Raw genomic sequence first — 17,424 nt, 5'->3', positions numbered from 1 at the left:
CTGACTCATACGGTGAAGACCGGCACAGGATTGCACCAGCGATCCTTGTATTCACGGTCGGCACGACCGAAGGAAAAGCGCAGCGGCTTGTCCAGTGCCCGCGCATGCTCCCAGGCACTGTGCGTATTGAGGAAACTCAGGACGCTGCCAGGGCTGAATTCGCGGGTTTCAGGGTCGACGCCGCCGTTGATGTATTCGACGCTGATCCACTCCGGGGCTTCAACGCGATACACCAGTTGAATGGCAATCGGCGCGTCGTTGAGGAAGATCACCGAGCCGATCAACAATTCGCGCAGCAATTCGATGACTTCGGCCATGCGTGCCGCGCCAGTGGCCGGAAAACCCCAGCGACGCTGAAACAAGTCGCAGTAGATTGCTGCCAGTTCCGCACTCGAGAAGTCGCTGACCGGCCGCACCACACCGCCCGCCTCTTCCAGCAGGCGCAGTTCACGGCGCTGGTTGTAGCGAAACTTCTTCGACAGTTCTTCGGGGGTACGGGCCATGGCCAGTTGTTCGGTCTGCAACTTGAGGCCGCTGAAGCGGTTTTCGTTGAGCGCCGACAAGTAGCGTCCGCGATGGCGCAGCGGGGCCTGGGCATCGACGGCGGCCGGCAGGATCAGCTCGGCGTTGCCGAGGTCGAACAAGCCTTTCTTGCCGCTGCGCTTGAGCACGTCCTTGGACAAGGCCAAGTCGCGGCCCCAGGTCGGGATCGCGGCTTTGACGTCGCCCCGCTGCTCCCAGGCCAGATAACGCACCGGGATGCCGGCCAGATCCGCCAGACGCTCGACCACCATGGGATGAGTCGCGACGCTGCCGCCGAAACGCTGCCAGGCCTGTGCATAAGTTGAGGCGTCAACGGGCGACCAGCCACGTTCGCGCCAGCCTTGAAATCGGTTGAGCATCAGCCCCTCGGTGCCAGATCGGTAACTTGCGGCAAATGCCAGAAGGTGTCGCGTACAGCTCGGTCGGAGAAGCGCTCGCGCAGACGATCGACCATCATTTCGGCGCATTGACGACGCTGCTGCTCGTCCATGCCGGCCAGATGTTTCAGACCCTGGGCCAGATGCTCGGCGTCACCCAGCGGGAACAGAATGCCCACGCCTTCGACCACTTCCTTCGCCCCGCCACACGCCGTGGCCAGCAACGGCACGCCGGCGGCCATGGCCTCCAGCAGCACCATGCCAAACGGTTCGTGGTCGGAGCTCAAGGCAAACACATCGAATGCGCGGAAATAATTGCGCGCGTCCGGCACCTGGCCGAGGAACAACACGCGATCACCGATGCCCAGTTCACGGGCCAGTTCCTTGAGGTCTTGTTCCAGACGCCCTTTGCCGAGAATCACCAGTTGGCTGTTGGCCGGCAGACCGGGCAATGCCGCAGCAAAACCGTGCAGCAGCGTGGCCTGATCCTTGTCCGGGTGCAGACGACCGACGTTGCCGACAATGAACGCATCCGCTGACAGACCGAGGGTCTCGCGGGCTTCACGGGCCGACACCTGACTCATCTGCAACGCCGAGACATCGATGCGGTTGTAGAGGGTCTGGATGCGCGCCGCCGGCCATTTCGGCAGGCAACGGCGCATGTCGTCGCGCACTGCATCGGACACGCCGAGCAGGCTCAGACGCTTGCGGAAAATCTGCGCAAAGAGTTTGCGCGAGCCGCGTTTGTAATCGCCAAACGCGTGATGCACGCCAATCACCGGCAGCGAAGTGCCGAGCAAGGCGATGTAGATCGGCTTGAAGCGATGGGCGATGCAGAAACTGAAATTGCGTGAAGCGGCGATCTTGCGCAGATCGCCGATGGCGCCCAGCTTCAGGCCACGAATGGCCTTGGAGCTGTATTCCATGAACAACACTTCATCGGAGGCGCAGGCTGCGGCCACCTCGCTATCGGCGGCCCCGGTCAGAAAGACCGTGGTGACCCGATAACCGGTGCCCGCAAACAGGCTGGCGTATTGCCGTGCGCAGTCGAGGAACGGCCCGTCATAGCCGTGACAGAACTGCAGCACATGGCGTTCAGCCGAGCGTGTCATAAGCGTTTGCGCCTTCTTTGACCACCAGGATGTCTTCCATGATCAGGTATTGCAGATCCGAGCCGAAGAACATGTTCAGGGCGTCGGTCGGCGAGCAGATCATCGGTTCACCACGGCGGTTGAGCGAAGTGTTCAGGGACACGCCGTTGCCGGTCAGCACTTCCAGCGCCTTCATCATGTCGTAGTAGCGCGGGTTGTATTCGCGCTTGAGCACCTGGGCCCGGGAAGTACCGTCTTCGTGGACGACTTCCGGCACGCGTGTCTTCCACTCTTCAGCCACTTCGAAGGTGAAGGTCATGAACGGCGCCGGGTGATCGATCTTGATCATCTGTGGCGCAACGGTGTCGAGCATCGACGGGCAGAAAGGCCTCCAGCGCTCGCGGAACTTGATCTGGTGGTTGATGCGGTCAGCCACGCCAGCCACGCTCGGGCAACCGATGATCGAACGACCACCCAGTGCGCGCGGACCGAACTCCATGCGGCCCTGGAACCAGGCCACCGGGTTGCCATCGACCATGATTTTGGCGATCTGCTCCGGCATGTTGTCGAGCTTGCGCCAGGTCGGCTTGTTCTCGTGACGGGCGCACGCGGCGATCACGTCTTCATTGCTGTACGACGGGCCGAGGTAGACGTGTTCCATCTTCTCGACCGGCACGCCACGGGCGTTGGACACATAGGCCGCTGCGCCGACTGCAGTGCCGGCATCGCCGGAGGCAGGCTGTACGAACAGTTCCTTGACGTCGTCGCGGGCGATGATTTTCTGGTTGAGCTTGACGTTCAACGCACAGCCGCCGGCGTAGGCCAGCTTGCCGGTTTCCTTGAGCACGTCGCCCAGGTAGTAGTCGATCATCTGCAGCGCGATTTTTTCGAACAGTGCCTGGATGCTGGCGGCGTAGTGGATGTACGGCTCGTCGGCGATGTCGCCTTCGCGCTTCGGACCCAGCCACTCGATCAGCTTCGGCGAGAAGTAGTAACCCTTGCCCTTCTCTTTATAGCGACGCAAGCCGATCACGTTGGCGTAGTCGGTGTTGATCACCAGCTCGCCGTTCTCGAACGAAGCCAGGCGCGAGAAATCGTATTTGCTGGCGTCGCCGTACGGCGCCATGCCCATGACCTTGAACTCGCCGTCCAGCATGTCGAAACCGAGGAACTCGGTGATCGCACCGTACAGGCCGCCGAGGGAGTCCGGATCGAAGAATTCCTTGATCTTGTGGATCTTGCCGTTTTCGCCGTAACCGAAGAAGGTCGTGGCGTACTCGCCCTTGCCGTCGATGCCGAGGATCGCGGTTTTCTCTTTGAAACCCGAGCAGTGATAGGCGCTGGAAGCGTGGGCCAGGTGGTGTTCAACCGGTTCGATCTTGATTTTCTTCGGATCGAAGCCCAGTTGCTCCAGGCACCAGACAATCTTGTTGCGATAGCGCTTGTAGCGACGGTTGCCCATCAGGATCGCGTCGAGTGCGCGGTCCGGGGCGTACCAGTAACGCTTGGCGTACTGCCAGCGAGCCTTGCCGAAAATGCTGATCGGGGCGAACGGAATCGCGACCACGTCAACGTCGGAAGGCTTGATGCCTGCCTGCTCCAGGCAGAACTTCGCCGATTCGTAGGGCATGCGGTTCTTTGCATGTTTATCGCGTACGAAGCGCTCTTCCTCAGCCGCCGCGACCAGCTTGCCGTCGATGTACAGGGCTGCGGAAGGATCATGGCTAAGGGCGCCGGACAGGCCAAGAATCGTCAATGCCACAGGGGTCTAGCCTCTTTAGTCTGCATTCAGGCGCGATGCGCCTTGAAAAATGATGTGCCCTCGCACCGGGCGAGAGACAGCTAAAGGGCGGGATTATAGCGTAAACGTGGCGGGAATGACCCTGTGCGAATTGCCCCATGTCGTTCAACCTACTGAACCCTTGTCCATCGGCCTATCCACGGCCTGGTCGCCAATAAACACTGATATTCCCGTCCACCGTCTGGCGATAGATCGTGTACGGCAGAAAAGCCGTATCGAACACACCGGACAGGGTCAGATCGAGCAGGACAACCGGCACCAGAATGCCGGTAGGATCGGGCGGCGCGTGCAGCAGGCAGAAATCGTGGGCGAGTCCGCTGTAGATACGCGGAATCGACTGACAGTAGGTCTTCTGTTTACGCAGGCCGCGCGTGGCGTCTTCATCGTCCTGCAGCACCGTAACGGCGGTGCCGCAGCCGGACAGTGCCAGGGAAAATGCGCCGATAGTGATAGCGTTTTTGATGCTCAAGATTTGCCCTCCGGGAACGTCGGGGCAAACTAGCATCGGGGTTTTGCGAGGGGCAGTTCATGGGTTCCGGGAAGGCCGTAGGACAAGTCACAAGGATTTGTCGCCACATGCCTCACCCGGATCCAACTGCAGAAATGTCTTACGCGCTGGCGAAAACAATCACGCGGTGCCCGCTACATCTTTGGGCAACCGCTGATCAATCACCTGATACAGCGCGCTGCTCTCAGGCCAGTTGCGCATGAAGCGCGCACGATCCCGGGCATAGGCCGGAGCGAAGCTGCCCAACGAGCCGTGCTGACACATCGAATCCAGATCTATCAGCGCCCAGCGATCTTCCTGCCAGAACAGGTTATGCCCCTTGAAGTCGCCATGGCTGATGCGTTCGGCGATCAACCGCGCAAACAGCTGATCCAGCGCCTGCAACTCGCTTTCCGGCGCCGCACCGCTTTCAACGTACGGCGCAAAGCGCTCGATGATGTCCGGCCCGGCCAGATGTTCGGTGATCAGATAGGCCTTGCTGCGCAGCCAGAGAAAACGGGTTTCCAGCACCGCCAACGGTTTTGGCGTGGCGATGCCGAGGAAGGCCAGACGATTGCCTTCGCGCCAGGAATGCCAGGCGCGGCTTGGACGCCAGAAGCGCTTGAGCCAATGGGCAAAATTCTTGATGTTGTAACGCTTGATCACCAGCGCACGCCCGGCAACCTCGACCTTGCCGACACTGGCCGCGCCGCCGGTCTTGTACAGATGGCCCTGATCGAGCAAGGCATCGGCCTGCTCCAGCACCGGCAACATCGCGGGCTCTTCCTCACGACGAATCGAGCGCAGACCGAACGCGCCGCGCTTGACGCTGAACAGCGTGCACTCACGACCGACCTTGATCAGGTAATCCTTCAAGCGCCAGGCGCGCACCTTGTCGATCTGCTTTTGCAAGGCTTCCAGCGGCAGCGCGTGTTCGCTGTTGCTCAGCAGGTAATACACCAACAACTCTTCGGTGAACGGCTCGAGCGACTTGGGCAACTGGGCGAAGAACACTCCGAGGTTTTCCAACACTTTCTGCCGGGACAACGGCTGGCCGGCGTTTTCCGCACAGATACCTGCGCCATCGATCAGATACAGCTGACCGCCGTGGCGCAGCAGGTTGTCCAGGTGCAGGTCTTCCTGCCACAGGCCTTTGCCGTGCAATTGACCGATGGCGCCAAGCGCTTCGGCCAGCACCGCCGATCGTTCGTCGGCCAGCACCGGCAAGGATTCAACCTTGTTCCAGGCATCGCCGAGGCTTTCGGCGCCTTCGAGGAGCTCGAACAGCAGCCAGCCGCCCTCGCCGTCCCTCAAGCCATCGGCCAGCAGCAACGGCGTGGTCATGCCCTGGGCGGCGAGCAGTTTCACACCTTCCAGTTCACGCTGAAAATGCCGCGCAGCCTTGTTGCCGACCAGCAATTTGGCCAGCACCGGACGCCCGCGCCACACACCGGCACCGACGTAACGCTGCCCCGGCAACACCCGCAGCAGACTGAGCAACTGCAAATCGGCAACGCCCGCCGCATCCGCGAGCGAAACCGTCAACGGCAGACTCGGCGTGCGCCCGGCATTTTTCAAGTCGGACAACTGCATCAGCGGGTCTCCTTGCGACTGCGCCGCGCGGTCAGCCGCGTGATCCAGCTGTCGACCAGCGAACTCTCCGTCGATTGATCGAGATACGCCGCCAGCAGCTCACGCAATTGCGCCTCGCTCCACTCCGGCGCACGGCGCAGCAGCGGTTCCAGATCCTTGACCCGGTCACGCATGCCGAACAGCAACGGGCGGGTCTTTTCCAGGTCGATCAACTGCGCCTGATAGCCATTGCTTTCGGCGCGCAGGAAAATGTGTTTTGGATAAAAGCAGCCGTGCACCTGACGCATACCGTGCAGATGACGCGCCAACAGGCCGCAAGCCTTGAGAATCGCCGACTGCTGCGTGGCATCGAGATCCGACCAGCGCTGCAACAGCGAATCGAGATCGTCCCAGCCCTCCAGCGCGCGGGTCAGCAGGATCGCACGGACTTCACCGTTGACCTTGCGCTCACCGAAGAACGCCGCCTGCAACGCCGGAATGCCCAGTTTGTTGTAACGACTGATATTGCGAAATTCCCGGGCGAAGGTCGGCTCGCCGAATGGCGCATGCAAGGTGCGAGTCAGGTAATTGCACTGGCGCTTGAGGTAATAGCCATGCCCTTCCAGCTCCAGACGAAACACGCTGCTCCAGCCGCCGCCATCGGTGTTGGGCTCATCCACGGCGTCGAGTTGCTTGGACCACAGCGCATCGAACGTGCCGAGACCGTGGCGCTCCAGCAGCGCACGATCTTCAGCGGCCAGAAAATCAGTCATTCGCGTCCCTCGAAAAATCTCACCACGTGGCGAATCCGTTGCTTGTCGGCGGCATTGAGCCGTTCACGTCGGCGATATTGCAGGTAAAAGCGCAGGCGCTGGGTGTTCGACAGGTGATACTTGGCCACCTTGTCGAGACAGGCCAGATCCTTGGTGATCCGGTACTTGAGCCAGAAGCCGCGCCAGAAATCGCCGTTCGGGCAATCGATCAGAAACAGCTGCGCCTGATCGTCGATCAGCAGGTTGCGCCACTTCAGATCGTTATGAGTGAAGCGGTGGTCGTGCATGACACGCGTGTAACCGGCCAGTTGCCGGCTGACGCCGTCGACCCAGGCACGATCCTTGAGCTTGGGATCGTTGCGCTCGGCCAGTGCCGACAGATCTTCGGTGCGCGGCAGTTCACGGGTAATCATCGCCCCGCGATCGTAGGCCATGCCGTTGCGCTCCAGACCCCACGCCACCACTTCAGCGGTGGGAATGCCCCACTTGGCGAAGCGCTTGAGGTTCTGCCATTCCATCTTCACCCGGGGTTTGCCCAGATAACGCCGCAGACCCTTGCCGGCACCGCTGTAGCGCTTGACGTAATAGTTGACGCCATTGAGCTGCACGCGAATGACTTCGGACAATGGATCGCGAGTCAGGCGCTCGCCCTGAAGGGCAAATACCGCTTCGAGGCTACCGAAATGCTGCGCAAGTTCACTGTACTCAGGCTCCAGATTCCAACCCGCCATCAGAGCGCATCCCCGTAACGCTGTTTGCGCGCATAGAGTTTGTTGGCCTTGCCTTCGAGCCAGCTCAGCAACGGCGCTTCTTCGGCCAGGATCTGGCGCAGCGGTTGCTGGAAGTAGCCTTTGAGGAAACGCAGCTTGTCGCGGCGGGTCAGGCCGATATCCAGCGCGGAAAAGTACAGCGCCGCCAGATCCTTGTTGCGCCAGCGCTGGGTGATCGCCGGGCGAGTCTGGGCACGGTGCAGGTCGATCACCGAAAGTTTGAAATCTTCGGGAGTGACCGGTTTGTCGGTGTGCAGCAGGAAATGGCAGATGTAGCAGTCGCGGTGATTGACCCCGGCGCGGTGCATCATGCCGGTCATGCGCGCGACCTCGGCGATCAGCGCCCGCTTGAGTCTTGGCTGCGGCGGTTGCTTGACCCAGTCGATGCTGAAGTCTTCCAGACTGATGGTCGGTGCCAGCTCTTCGGTGACGATGAACGAATGCTGATCCGCCGGGTTGCTGCCCTTCTCGCCGTACGCAACGGCGGTCATGGTCGGCACGCCGACTTCCTGCAAGCGCTGGATGGCTTTCCATTCCTGACCCGCGCCGAGCACCGGCAGCTTGGCGGTCAGCAGGTTCTTGAAGATCTCGCCCCAACCGATGCCCCGGTGGATCTTGACGAAAAAGCCATTGCCGTCGACTTCCGTGCGCAACGTCCGGCGGGCTTCCAGCTCGCGGTACACCTCGCCCTGCAAGCCTTCGACTTCCACGAACGCATCGCGGCCAGCCCACAGGCTCTTGAACGGTTCAGCCAGCATCAACTTCATTTAAGCGTGCTCCGCCAGAATCACATCGGCCGCGTGCTGCGGCATGCTGTAGAGGTCGGCCGTCTCGGCGAAGGCCAGACCGTTGCGGCTCCAGGCCGCCCGTGCAGCGTCGTCGTTCAACATGTCAGTCAGGTATTGCGCCAGTTGCGCCTGATCGAACGGTTCGTCCAACACTCGCCCGGCGTCCGCCTCGGCGATGTAATGGGCGTAACCGCAGACCGCGCTGACCAGCACCGGCAACCCGGCGACCAGCGCCTCAAGCAGCACCGTGCCGGTGTTTTCGTTGTACGCCGGGTGGATCAACAGATCGGCGCCGAGCAGGAAACGCGGGATATCGCTACGCCCCTTGAGGAACGTCACGTTGTCGCCCAGGCCCAGCGTCGCACTCTGCATCTGGAACAATTTGGGGTCATCCTGGCCGATTACAAACAGCCGGGTGCGTTTCTTCAGCTCGGCGGGCAATGCGGCCAGCGCTTTCAGGCTGCGATCGACACCCTTGGTCTTGAACCCGGAACCGATCTGCACCAGCAGCAGTTCGTCGTCCTTGAGGTTGAATTCGGCGCGGAAACCGGCGCGAATCTGGTCGGCATCCGCAGGACGGCGGCGATCCTGGGCGATGCCAGGCGGCAGCAGGTGGAAGCGCTCAAGTGGTGTGTCGTAATACTTGATGAACAGCGGCTGCTGCACTTCGGAAATCATCAGCACTTCGGTCTTCGCGTCTTTGGCGAACACCGCACGCTCGTATTCGGCGAAGTGGCGGTAGCGGCCCCAGCGGCGATACAGCGAATGGCGCAGGTTCTGCGCCTTGTCTTCGAAGCAACCGTCGGCGGCGTAGTAGACGTCCAGCCCCGGCATCTTGTTGAAGCCGATCAGGCGATCCACCGGGCGCCTGGCCAGGTCCGCTTCCATCCACGCGCTGAGCTTTTCGTTGCGCCGGTGATTGAAGAACGCCTTGACCGGCGCCACCAGCACTTCGAAACCGGGCGGCACGTCGCCTTCCCAGATCAGGGTGTAGACGCGGATCTGGTGCCCGCGCTTCTGGCATTCGAGGGCGATGCGCATGAAGTCGCGCTGCAAACCGCCGAACGGAAAATATTTGTACAGGACAAAAGCCAATTGCATCAGCGCAGCTCCTCAGCCATCAACAACGTGCTCAGTCGGCTGGCAACACGCTCGGGATTCAGACGCGTGAAGCACAGGGGCCACTCGCGTTTCAGGTCAAACTGACGGGCATCCTGCGCGGTCGGTTGATAGGTACATTTCTTTTGCAGGCACGGCGCGCAAGGGAAATCGCTGCCGAGGTGAATCTGCAGCTTGCCGTAGGCGCCGGTCAGGCCCGGATTGGTCGGGCCGAACAGGGAAATCGTCGGCACATCCAGTGCCGCAGCCAGATGGCCGAGACCGGTGTCCACCGCGACGCAGGCCTGGGCGCCGGCGAGCACCTTGCCGACCCCGGCCAGGTTCAGCTTCGGCAGCACTTCGGCGTGCTTGAAACCGGCGGCGATGCGCTCGGCCCGGGCCTTCTCCAGCGGGTTGCCCCACGGCAGCTTGATCCCGACGCCGAGGTAACCGACCCGCTCGGTCAGCTCGCGCCAGTAGGCTTCCGGCCAGTGTTTGGTGTCCCAAGTGGTGCCGTGGAGGAACACCACGTAGGCATTCTTGCGCGGCAACTCGACCAGACGCTCGACATTGAGGCCGTAATCGCCCAGACCTTTGGGCAAGTCATAGCCCAAGGCGATAGCGAACAACTGGCGCACACGCTCGACAGCGTGCTGCCCACGGGCCACCGCCAGTTTGCGGTCATAAAAGCGCGCGGCGATCGGCTCGCGGGCCGAGCCCTTGTCAAGACCGGCCACCGGCGCTTTGACGTAGCGGGTCAGCCAGGCGCTTTTCAGCAGGCCTTGAGCGTCGATCACCAGGTCATATTTGTTCGCCCGAACGGATTGCTTGAAGCGTTTCCACTCGCCGCTGGTGATGGTTTTCCAGATGTTCTTGCGCCAGCGGCGGATCGCCACCGGAATCACTTTGCCTATGGCCGGGTGCCAGGTCGGAATCTCGGCGAAGCCTTCTTCCACCACCCAGTCGAACTTGATCCCGGGAATCGCCCGGGCGGCGTCGGTCAGCGCCGGCAACGCGTGAATCACGTCGCCCAGCGATGAAGTCTTGATCAGCAATACCCGCAAGTTAATGAACCTCGACCACAGAGCCCTGCAAGCGCTGCAAGGCATCGTTGACCGCGTCCGGCATCAGCTGGCGCAGGCAGTTGTAATGGCCAAAACGGCAGGTGCGGTCGAAGCAAGGGCTGCAATCGAGGCCCAGACGGACGATTTCCACGTGCTCGGCCAACGGCGGGGTGAAACCCGGCGAGGTCGAACCGTAGACCGCCACCAACGGGCGATTCAGCGCAGCGGCCACGTGCATCAGGCCGGAATCGTTGGAGACCACCGAGTCGGCGCAGGACATCAGGTCGATGGCCTCGGCCAGCGAGGTGCCGCCGCTGAGGTTCACCGACTCTTCACGCAGGCCCGGAATCAGCCGCGCACGAATGTCTTCGCCGACCGCGTGATCGTTCTTCGAACCGAACAGCCAGACCTGCCAGCCTTCGCGGATACGCGCCTCGGCGACCTTGGCGTAATGCTCGGACGGCCAGCGTTTGGCTTCACCGAATTCGGCGCCAGGGCACAACACCAGCACCGGGCGGTCGAGGGTCAGACCGAACTTGGCCAATGCGGCCTCGCGGGTCACCGGATCGATTTGCAGGCTCGGGCGCGGATAAGGTTTCGGCAACTCGGCGTTCGGCTCGTAGGCCAGCGCCATGAAACGCTCGATCATCAGCGGATAACGTTCTTTATCCAGCGTGCGCACGTCATTGAGCAGGCCGTAGCGGAATTCGCCGCGCCAGCCGGTGCGTTTCGGGATGCCGGCGAAGAACGGCACCAGCGCCGACTTCAGCGAGTTCGGCAACAGGATCGCCTGGTCGTACTGGCCGGCCAGGGATTTGCCGATCCGCCGACGGGTCGCCAGCTCCAGCGCGCCGTGGCCGAGCGGGAAGCTCAAGGCCTTGCGCACTTCGGGCATGCGTTCGAGGATCGGCCGGCTCCACTCGGGGGCCAGCACGTCGATTTCGCACTGCGGGTGGCGCTGCTTGAGACACTGAAACAGTGTCTGCGCCATCACCATGTCACCGACCCAACTGGGCCCAACGATCAGAATATTCATGTGGTTTCCATAAACGAACCGGGGAGGCTTTACGCCTCCCCGCTCGAGAATCAGCTTAGCCCCAGCTCACGCCAGATCCGCATCACCTGCCGCCGTTCGTCTGCGAACTGATCGCCCGGTATCACCCCGGCGTCCTTCTGCAAGGCCTGCCGGTGGGCGGCGGAACGATAGGCCTTGTAGGCCTCGCGCAACAGGCTGGCGTCTTCGGCCGGCATCAGCCCTTCGTGCTCCAGCTCTTCCAGAATGCGGATATTGTCCGTCCAGCGCAGCAACGGCGGGTGGGTCTGCGACCACGCCAGAGCCGCGTATTGCACCATAAATTCAATATCGACGATACCTCCGGCGTCCTGCTTGAGGTCGAACGGCGCCGTGGCCTCGAAGGCATTCGCCCCGGTACCGGCGGCAGTGCTCTTGCTGCCGAGGTTGTCGCGCATCTTGGCGCGCATCTCGCTCACTTCCTGTTGCAGTTTCGCCAGATCCCGCACTTTGCCCAGCACTTGGGCCCGGACGTTCTCGAACGCCTGGCCGACATCCTTGCTGCCCACCAGCACCCGCGCCCGCACCAGCGCCTGATGTTCCCAGGTCCAGGCTTCATTTTCCTGATAGCGCGCAAACGCGCCGAGCGAACTGACCAGCAGCCCGGATGCTCCGGAAGGACGCAGGCGCATGTCCACTTCGTACAGCTGACCGGAGTTGGTCTGTGCCGTCAGCAAGTGAATGATCCGCTGGCCGAGCCGGGTGAAGAACTGCGTGCCATCGATGGGTTTCGGGCCATCGGTTTCGGCCTGCTGATCGCCATCGTGGATGAACACCAGATCCAGATCCGAACCATGCCCCAACTCGATCCCGCCGACTTTCCCGTAACCGACAATGATGAAGCCGGGATCGCACAGCGTGCCATCGGTGCGCAGCGGCGTGCCGTACTTGGCCACGGTCTGGCGCCAGGCCAGGGCCAGCACTTGCTCAAGAATCGCTTCGGCCAGCCAGGTCAGGTAATCGCTGACTTTCATCAACGGCAGGCTGCCGGCGATTTCCGAGGCGGCAACACGCAAGCGGTGCGCCAGTTTGAAATGGCGCAGCGCTTCCATCTGTTGTTCGAGGTCGTCTTCCGGGATCCGCGTCAGGCGCTCGCGCAACTCGGCGGCCAGTTCCGGCGCCAGCGGCGGCTTGAACAGCCGGCCTTCGTTGAGCAATTCATCAAGCAGCAACGGGAAGCGGGTGATCTGCTCGGCGATCCACGGACTGGCGGCGCACAGCGTCAGCAAACGCCGCAGCGCGCCGGGGTTTTCCGTCAGCAGCACCAAATAAGCCGAGCGCCGGGCTACCGCTTCGACCAGCGGCAACACCCGCTCGAGCACCAGATCGGGATTTTCATGCTCCACCGCCTGGGCGAGCAGGCGCGGAATAAAGGCATCGAGACGCTCGCGCCCCAGACGCTGCATCGCCCGCAACTGCGGACTGGCGCGCAGGCTCGCCAGTGCCTTCAGGGCCTTGGTCGCGTCGGCGAAACCGCCCTCCTCCAGCTGGCGACAGGCCGCTTCTTCGTCTTGAGCCTCCTCCCACAGCGGCAGCCATTCACCGCCGACCACCACTTCGCTCTCGACGCCTTCGTCCTCATCCGGATCGGCGATCACTTGCGCAAAGTGCCAAGCCACCCGGCCGCGCCAGAACATCAGCTTCTCGTGGAACGCCTCCCAGTCGGCGAAACCGAGCATGAACGCGATTCGCGCCTGATCCTGAGCGCTGTCCGGCAGCATCTGGGTCTGACGGTCAGCAATCGCCTGGATCGCGTGTTCGGTGTAACGCAGGAATTCGTAACCTTCTCGCAGTTCGCTGATCACCGCTGGCGGCAGATAGCCCTGCCCTTCAAGCGTGCTCAACACCTTTAATAGAGGGCGCTGCTGCAGACTCAGGTCGCGGCCGCCGTGAATCAGTTGAAAGGCCTGGGCGATGAACTCGACTTCGCGGATACCGCCGGAGCCCAGCTTGATGTTGTCGGCCATGCCCTTGCGCCGCACTTCCTGCTGGATCAGTTGCTTCATGGTGCGCAGCGCTTCGATCGCCGAGAAGTCCAGATAGCGCCGGTAAACGAACGGTCGCAGCATTTCCTGCAACTGCTCGCCCGCCACCTGATCGCCGGCCACCACCCGCGACTTGATCATCGCGTAGCGTTCCCAGTCGCGGCCCTGATCCTGGTAATACTGCTCCAGCGCATTGAAGCTCAGCACCAGCGCGCCGGACGAGCCGTACGGGCGCAGGCGCATGTCGACGCGGAATACAAAACCGTCGACGGTGATCGGGTCGAGTGCCTTGATCAGACGCTGGCCGAGGCGGATGAAAAATTCCTGGTTGTCCAGCGGGCGCTTCACGCCGACGGTTTCGCCGCCCTCGGGGTAAGCGAAGATCAGGTCGATGTCCGAAGACAGGTTCAGCTCGACCGCGCCGAGCTTGCCCATGCCGAGGATGACCATCTGCTGCGGTTCGCCGCTGCGCCGGCCGGTCGGTGTGCCGAACTGGTCGCAATGGCGGCGGTACAACCATTGATAGGCCTGATCGATGCTGGCGTCGGCCATGTCCGAGAGATCGCGGCAGGTCTGCACCAGATCGGCCTGGCGGTTGAGGTCGCGCCAGATGATCCGCACCTGATGCCGGGTGCGCTGGCGACGCAGGGCTCGGCCCAGTTCATCTTCGGTCTGGGCGAGGCTGACGGCGGCGGCGATCTGCGCGCACAACTCACCTTTGGCGAACGGCCGGTCCAGCTCACCGGACTGCACCAGCGACAACAACATCAAAGGGTCACGAACGCTCTGTTCAATGACGAAATCGCTGGCGGCGCTGACGCGGGCGAACTGCGCCCAGCGTTCCGGCGTCCAGGTGGAGAAGCCAAGATCATCTTCAAGTCCGGCGACGGCCGCACGGAACGACTGCTCCGATCGGCTGACCAACGGCAAGAGAATGGCGGGCAGTTCGGCAAGCGCGGGCAGGGTCATGGTCTATCCTTGATCGGCGTGTAAATGGCCGCTTGTAGTGATGATTGAAAAACCGCTACGCGAAGGACTGTCGAACAAAAGTGAGAAATAGCTGAAATTTCTTTTTCTTTGGCAGCCAGCATCAAACTTTCACCTTTTTCGGATGGCTAAAGACCAACCTTAACGATTATTCTCACAACGCAGTCGGAGGCCACAAGCCTTTCATCTGTAGTTTTACTACTCGTCTATACATTCGAAAGGCTGAAATGCCGGATGATTTGTAGTAAAACTACACGCCGCCGGAACAACCTGTCGGCAATCCAAGAATTTTAAATCGTCTGCCCACAAGGCCAGTCGCAAACTCAGGCAACCGATTCTGGAAGCCTTTCCGCCCTGGAGCAAGCCATGCAAGACCTCGATCCCGTCGAAACCCAGGAATGGCTGGACGCCCTGGAATCGGTTCTCGACAAAGAAGGCGAAGACCGTGCTCACTATCTGATGACCCGTATGGGTGAACTGGCGACCCGCAGCGGTTCGCAGCTCCCTTACGCCATCACCACGCCTTACCGCAACACGATCCCCGTTACCCACGAAGCACGCATGCCTGGCGACCTGTTCATGGAACGCCGCATTCGCTCGCTGGTACGCTGGAACGCGATGGCCATGGTAATGCGTACGAACCTGAAAGATTCTGACCTGGGTGGTCACATCTCCAGCTTCGCTTCCAGTGCGACCCTTTACGATATCGGCTTCAACTACTTCTTCCAGGCCCCGACCGACGAACACGGCGGCGACCTGATCTACTTCCAGGGCCACACCTCGCCAGGCGTTTACGCCCGTGCATTCATGGAAGGCCGCATCACCGAAGACCAGATGAACAACTTCCGCCAGGAAGTCGACGGTCAGGGCCTGTCGTCCTACCCGCACCCTTGGCTGATGCCTGACTTCTGGCAGTTCCCGACCGTTTCGATGGGTCTGGGCCCGATCCAGGCGATCTACCAGGCTCGCTTCATGAAGTACCTGGAACACCGCGGTTTCATCCAGCCGGGCAAACAGAAAGTCTGGTGCTTCCTGGGCGACGGCGAGTGCGACGAACCGGAATCCCTGGGCGCCATTTCCCTGGCCGGCCGCGAGAAGCTGGACAACCTGATCTTCGTCATCAACTGCAACCTGCAGCGCCTCGACGGCCCGGTTCGCGGCAACGGCAAGATCATCCAGGAACTCGAAGGCGTGTTCCGCGGTGCTCAGTGGAACGTGACCAAAGTTATCTGGGGCCGTTTCTGGGATCCACTGCTGGCAAAAGACGTCGACGGCATCCTGCAACGTCGCATGGACGAAGTCATCGACGGCGAGTACCAGAACTACAAAGCCAAAGACGGCGCGTTCGTTCGTGAACACTTCTTCAACACGCCAGAACTCAAGGCGATGGTTGCTGATCTGTCCGACGACGAGATCTGGAAACTCAACCGTGGCGGCCACGACCCGTACAAGGTCTACGCGGCGTACCACGAAGCGGTCAACCACAAAGAACAACCGACCGTCATCCTGGCCAAGACCATCAAGGGTTACGGTACCGGTGCGGGCGAAGCGAAGAACACCGCGCACAACACCAAGAAAGTCGACGTCGACAGCCTGAAGCTGTTCCGCGACCGCTTCGACATCCCGGTGAAAGACGAAGAGCTGGAAAACCTGCCGTTCTTCAAGCCGGAGCCAAACAGCGCCGAAGCCCGTTACCTGGCCGAGCGTCGTGCCGCACTGGGCGGTTTCGTGCCTCAGCGTCGTGCACAGAGCTTCAGCGTACCGACTCCGGATCTGGACACCCTCAAGGCGATCCTCGACGGTTCCGGCGACCGTGAAATTTCCACCACCATGGCGTTCGTGCGGATCCTCGCGCAACTGGTCAAGGACAAGGAAATCGGCCCGCGCATCGTTCCGATCATCCCGGACGAAGCCCGTACCTTCGGTATGGAAGGCATGTTCCGTCAGCTGGGCATCTACTCGTCCGTCGGCCAGCTCTACGAGCCAGTCGATAAAGACCAGGTGATGTTCTACAAGGAAGACCAGAAAGGTCAGATCCTTGAAGAAGGCATCAACGAAGCAGGCGCCATGAGCTCCTTCATCGCGGCCGGTACTTCGTACTCCAGCCACAACCAGCCAATGCTGCCGTTCTACATCTTCTACTCGATGTTCGGCTTCCAGCGTATCGGCGATCTGGCATGGGCCGCTGGCGACAGCCGTACCCGTGGCTTCCTGATCGGCGGCACCGCCGGCCGTACCACCCTGAACGGTGAAGGCCTGCAGCACGAAGACGGTCACAGCCACCTGCTGGCTGCCACCATCCCGAACTGCCGCACCTACGATCCGACCTACGGCTACGAGCTGGCGGTGATCATTCAGGACGGCATGAAGAAGATGACCGAAGAGCAACAGGACATCTTCTATTACATCACCGTGATGAACGAGTCCTACCAGCAGCCAGCCATGCCGGCCGGTGCCGAAGAAGGCATCAAGAAAGGCATGTACCTGCTCGAAGAAGACACCCGCGACGCGGCGCACCACGTACAGCTGATGGGCTCCGGCACCATCCTGCGTGAAGTCCGTGAAGCGGCGAAGATCCTGCGTGAAGAGTTCAACATCGGCGCCGATGTGTGGAGCGTCACCAGCTTCAACGAACTGCGTCGCGACGGCCTGGCCGTAGAGCGCAGCAACCGTCTGAAACCTGGCCAGAAGCCTAAGCGCAGCTACGTCGAAGAATGCCTGAGCGGCCGTAAGGGTCCGGTCATCGCGTCTACCGACTACATGAAACTGTTCGCCGAGCAGATCCGTCAGTGGGTACCGTCCAAGGAATTCAAAGTCCTGGGCACCGACGGTTTCGGCCGCAGCGACAGCCGCAAGAAACTGCGTCATTTCTTCGAAGTCGACCGTCATTTCGTGGTGTTGGCAGCCCTGGAAGCACTGGCTGACCGTGGTGATATCGAACCTAAAGTCGTGGCCGAGGCCATTACCAAGTTCGGCATCGACCCGGAAAAACGCAACCCACTGGACTGCTGAGGAG

At 61.4% G+C, this 17,424-nt stretch carries 14 protein-coding genes; 1 reads left to right on the top strand and 13 read right to left on the bottom strand.

Annotation, left to right across the window (positions count from 1 at the left end; all coding sequences use genetic code 11):
• Positions 1-5 precede the first annotated feature (5 nt).
• The 13 genes from CAF74_RS11740 to CAF74_RS29385 form a co-directional block, all read right to left on the bottom strand.
• Entirely contained in the window at positions 6-902 is an 897-nt protein-coding gene (locus CAF74_RS11740) for an antimicrobial resistance protein Mig-14 (RefSeq protein ID WP_085746468.1), read from the bottom strand.
• Positions 902-2,032, bottom strand: coding sequence for a glycosyltransferase (locus CAF74_RS11735; protein ID WP_085746467.1), 1,131 nt, complete (start codon positions 2,030-2,032; stop codon positions 902-904). Before CAF74_RS11735 ends, CAF74_RS11740 begins: the two co-directional genes overlap by 1 nt.
• Positions 2,016-3,773 (bottom strand): carbamoyltransferase, encoded by a 1,758-nt coding sequence (locus tag CAF74_RS11730; protein ID WP_007952261.1) that lies wholly within the window; start codon positions 3,771-3,773, stop codon positions 2,016-2,018. Before CAF74_RS11730 ends, CAF74_RS11735 begins: the two co-directional genes overlap by 17 nt.
• Positions 3,774-3,945: 172 nt before the next feature.
• Complete coding sequence (locus CAF74_RS11725; protein ID WP_085746466.1) at positions 3,946-4,281, bottom strand: YceK/YidQ family lipoprotein; 336 nt, start codon at positions 4,279-4,281, stop codon at positions 3,946-3,948.
• A gap of 159 nt (positions 4,282-4,440) precedes the next feature.
• Positions 4,441-5,892 (bottom strand): lipopolysaccharide kinase InaA family protein, encoded by a 1,452-nt coding sequence (locus CAF74_RS11720; protein WP_085746465.1) that lies wholly within the window; start codon positions 5,890-5,892, stop codon positions 4,441-4,443.
• Positions 5,892-6,644, bottom strand: a complete 753-nt coding sequence (locus CAF74_RS11715; RefSeq protein ID WP_085746464.1) for a lipopolysaccharide kinase InaA family protein — start codon at positions 6,642-6,644, stop codon at positions 5,892-5,894. The genes CAF74_RS11720 and CAF74_RS11715 overlap by 1 nt, the downstream gene beginning before the upstream one ends.
• Entirely contained in the window at positions 6,641-7,375 is a 735-nt protein-coding gene (locus CAF74_RS11710; protein ID WP_085746463.1) for a lipopolysaccharide kinase InaA family protein, read from the bottom strand. Before CAF74_RS11710 ends, CAF74_RS11715 begins: the two co-directional genes overlap by 4 nt.
• Positions 7,375-8,181 carry a lipopolysaccharide core heptose(I) kinase RfaP gene (gene rfaP, locus CAF74_RS11705; RefSeq protein WP_085746462.1) on the bottom strand — a complete coding sequence of 269 codons (807 nt, stop codon included), beginning with the start codon at positions 8,179-8,181 and terminating at the stop codon, positions 7,375-7,377. The genes CAF74_RS11710 and rfaP overlap by 1 nt, the downstream gene beginning before the upstream one ends.
• On the bottom strand, positions 8,182-9,303 hold the full coding sequence (locus tag CAF74_RS11700) for a glycosyltransferase family 4 protein (RefSeq protein ID WP_085746461.1): 1,122 nt from the start codon (positions 9,301-9,303) through the stop codon (positions 8,182-8,184).
• Positions 9,303-10,364 (bottom strand): lipopolysaccharide heptosyltransferase I, encoded by a 1,062-nt coding sequence (gene waaC, locus CAF74_RS11695; protein WP_085746460.1) that lies wholly within the window; start codon positions 10,362-10,364, stop codon positions 9,303-9,305. Before waaC ends, CAF74_RS11700 begins: the two co-directional genes overlap by 1 nt.
• Position 10,365: 1 nt before the next feature.
• Entirely contained in the window at positions 10,366-11,400 is a 1,035-nt protein-coding gene (waaF, locus tag CAF74_RS11690) for a lipopolysaccharide heptosyltransferase II (protein WP_039766536.1), read from the bottom strand.
• A gap of 50 nt (positions 11,401-11,450) precedes the next feature.
• Positions 11,451-14,390, bottom strand: a complete 2,940-nt coding sequence (gene glnE, locus CAF74_RS11685) for a bifunctional [glutamate--ammonia ligase]-adenylyl-L-tyrosine phosphorylase/[glutamate--ammonia-ligase] adenylyltransferase (RefSeq protein ID WP_085746459.1) — start codon at positions 14,388-14,390, stop codon at positions 11,451-11,453.
• Entirely contained in the window at positions 14,387-14,512 is a 126-nt protein-coding gene (locus tag CAF74_RS29385; protein ID WP_255261909.1) for a hypothetical protein, read from the bottom strand. Before CAF74_RS29385 ends, glnE begins: the two co-directional genes overlap by 4 nt.
• Positions 14,513-14,774: 262 nt before the next feature.
• On the opposite strand from CAF74_RS29385, the gene aceE reads away from it, so the two are divergent.
• The gene (gene aceE / locus CAF74_RS11680) at positions 14,775-17,420 is read left to right on the top strand and encodes a pyruvate dehydrogenase (acetyl-transferring), homodimeric type (RefSeq protein WP_011332129.1); all 2,646 of its coding nucleotides are present in this window, start codon (positions 14,775-14,777) and stop codon (positions 17,418-17,420) included.
• Positions 17,421-17,424 lie beyond the last annotated feature (4 nt).

Origin of the sequence: Pseudomonas sp. R45(2017) (assembly GCF_002112305.1) — a bacterium.
GTDB classification, from domain to species: domain Bacteria; phylum Pseudomonadota; class Gammaproteobacteria; order Pseudomonadales; family Pseudomonadaceae; genus Aquipseudomonas; species Aquipseudomonas paraglycinae.
This window is presented reverse-complemented; position numbering and strand designations above follow the sequence as displayed.

Bases quoted from the DNA above. Each gene is read 5' to 3' on its own strand.
- CAF74_RS11715 (WP_085746464.1), bottom strand. From the start codon at position 6,644: ATGACTGATTTTCTGGCCGCTGAAGATCGTGCGCTGCTGGAGCGCCAC.
- CAF74_RS11735 (WP_085746467.1), bottom strand. From the start codon at position 2,032: ATGACACGCTCGGCTGAACGCCATGTGCTGCAGTTCTGTCACGGCTAT.
- rfaP (WP_085746462.1), bottom strand. From the start codon at position 8,181: ATGAAGTTGATGCTGGCTGAACCGTTCAAGAGCCTGTGGGCTGGCCGC.
- glnE (WP_085746459.1), bottom strand. From the start codon at position 14,390: ATGACCCTGCCCGCGCTTGCCGAACTGCCCGCCATTCTCTTGCCGTTG.
- aceE (WP_011332129.1), top strand. From the start codon at position 14,775: ATGCAAGACCTCGATCCCGTCGAAACCCAGGAATGGCTGGACGCCCTG.
- CAF74_RS11740 (WP_085746468.1), bottom strand. From the start codon at position 902: ATGCTCAACCGATTTCAAGGCTGGCGCGAACGTGGCTGGTCGCCCGTT.
- CAF74_RS11700 (WP_085746461.1), bottom strand. From the start codon at position 9,303: ATGCAATTGGCTTTTGTCCTGTACAAATATTTTCCGTTCGGCGGTTTG.
- waaF (WP_039766536.1), bottom strand. From the start codon at position 11,400: ATGAATATTCTGATCGTTGGGCCCAGTTGGGTCGGTGACATGGTGATG.
- CAF74_RS11720 (WP_085746465.1), bottom strand. From the start codon at position 5,892: ATGCAGTTGTCCGACTTGAAAAATGCCGGGCGCACGCCGAGTCTGCCG.
- CAF74_RS11710 (WP_085746463.1), bottom strand. From the start codon at position 7,375: ATGGCGGGTTGGAATCTGGAGCCTGAGTACAGTGAACTTGCGCAGCAT.
- CAF74_RS29385 (WP_255261909.1), bottom strand. From the start codon at position 14,512: ATGCTGGCTGCCAAAGAAAAAGAAATTTCAGCTATTTCTCACTTTTGT.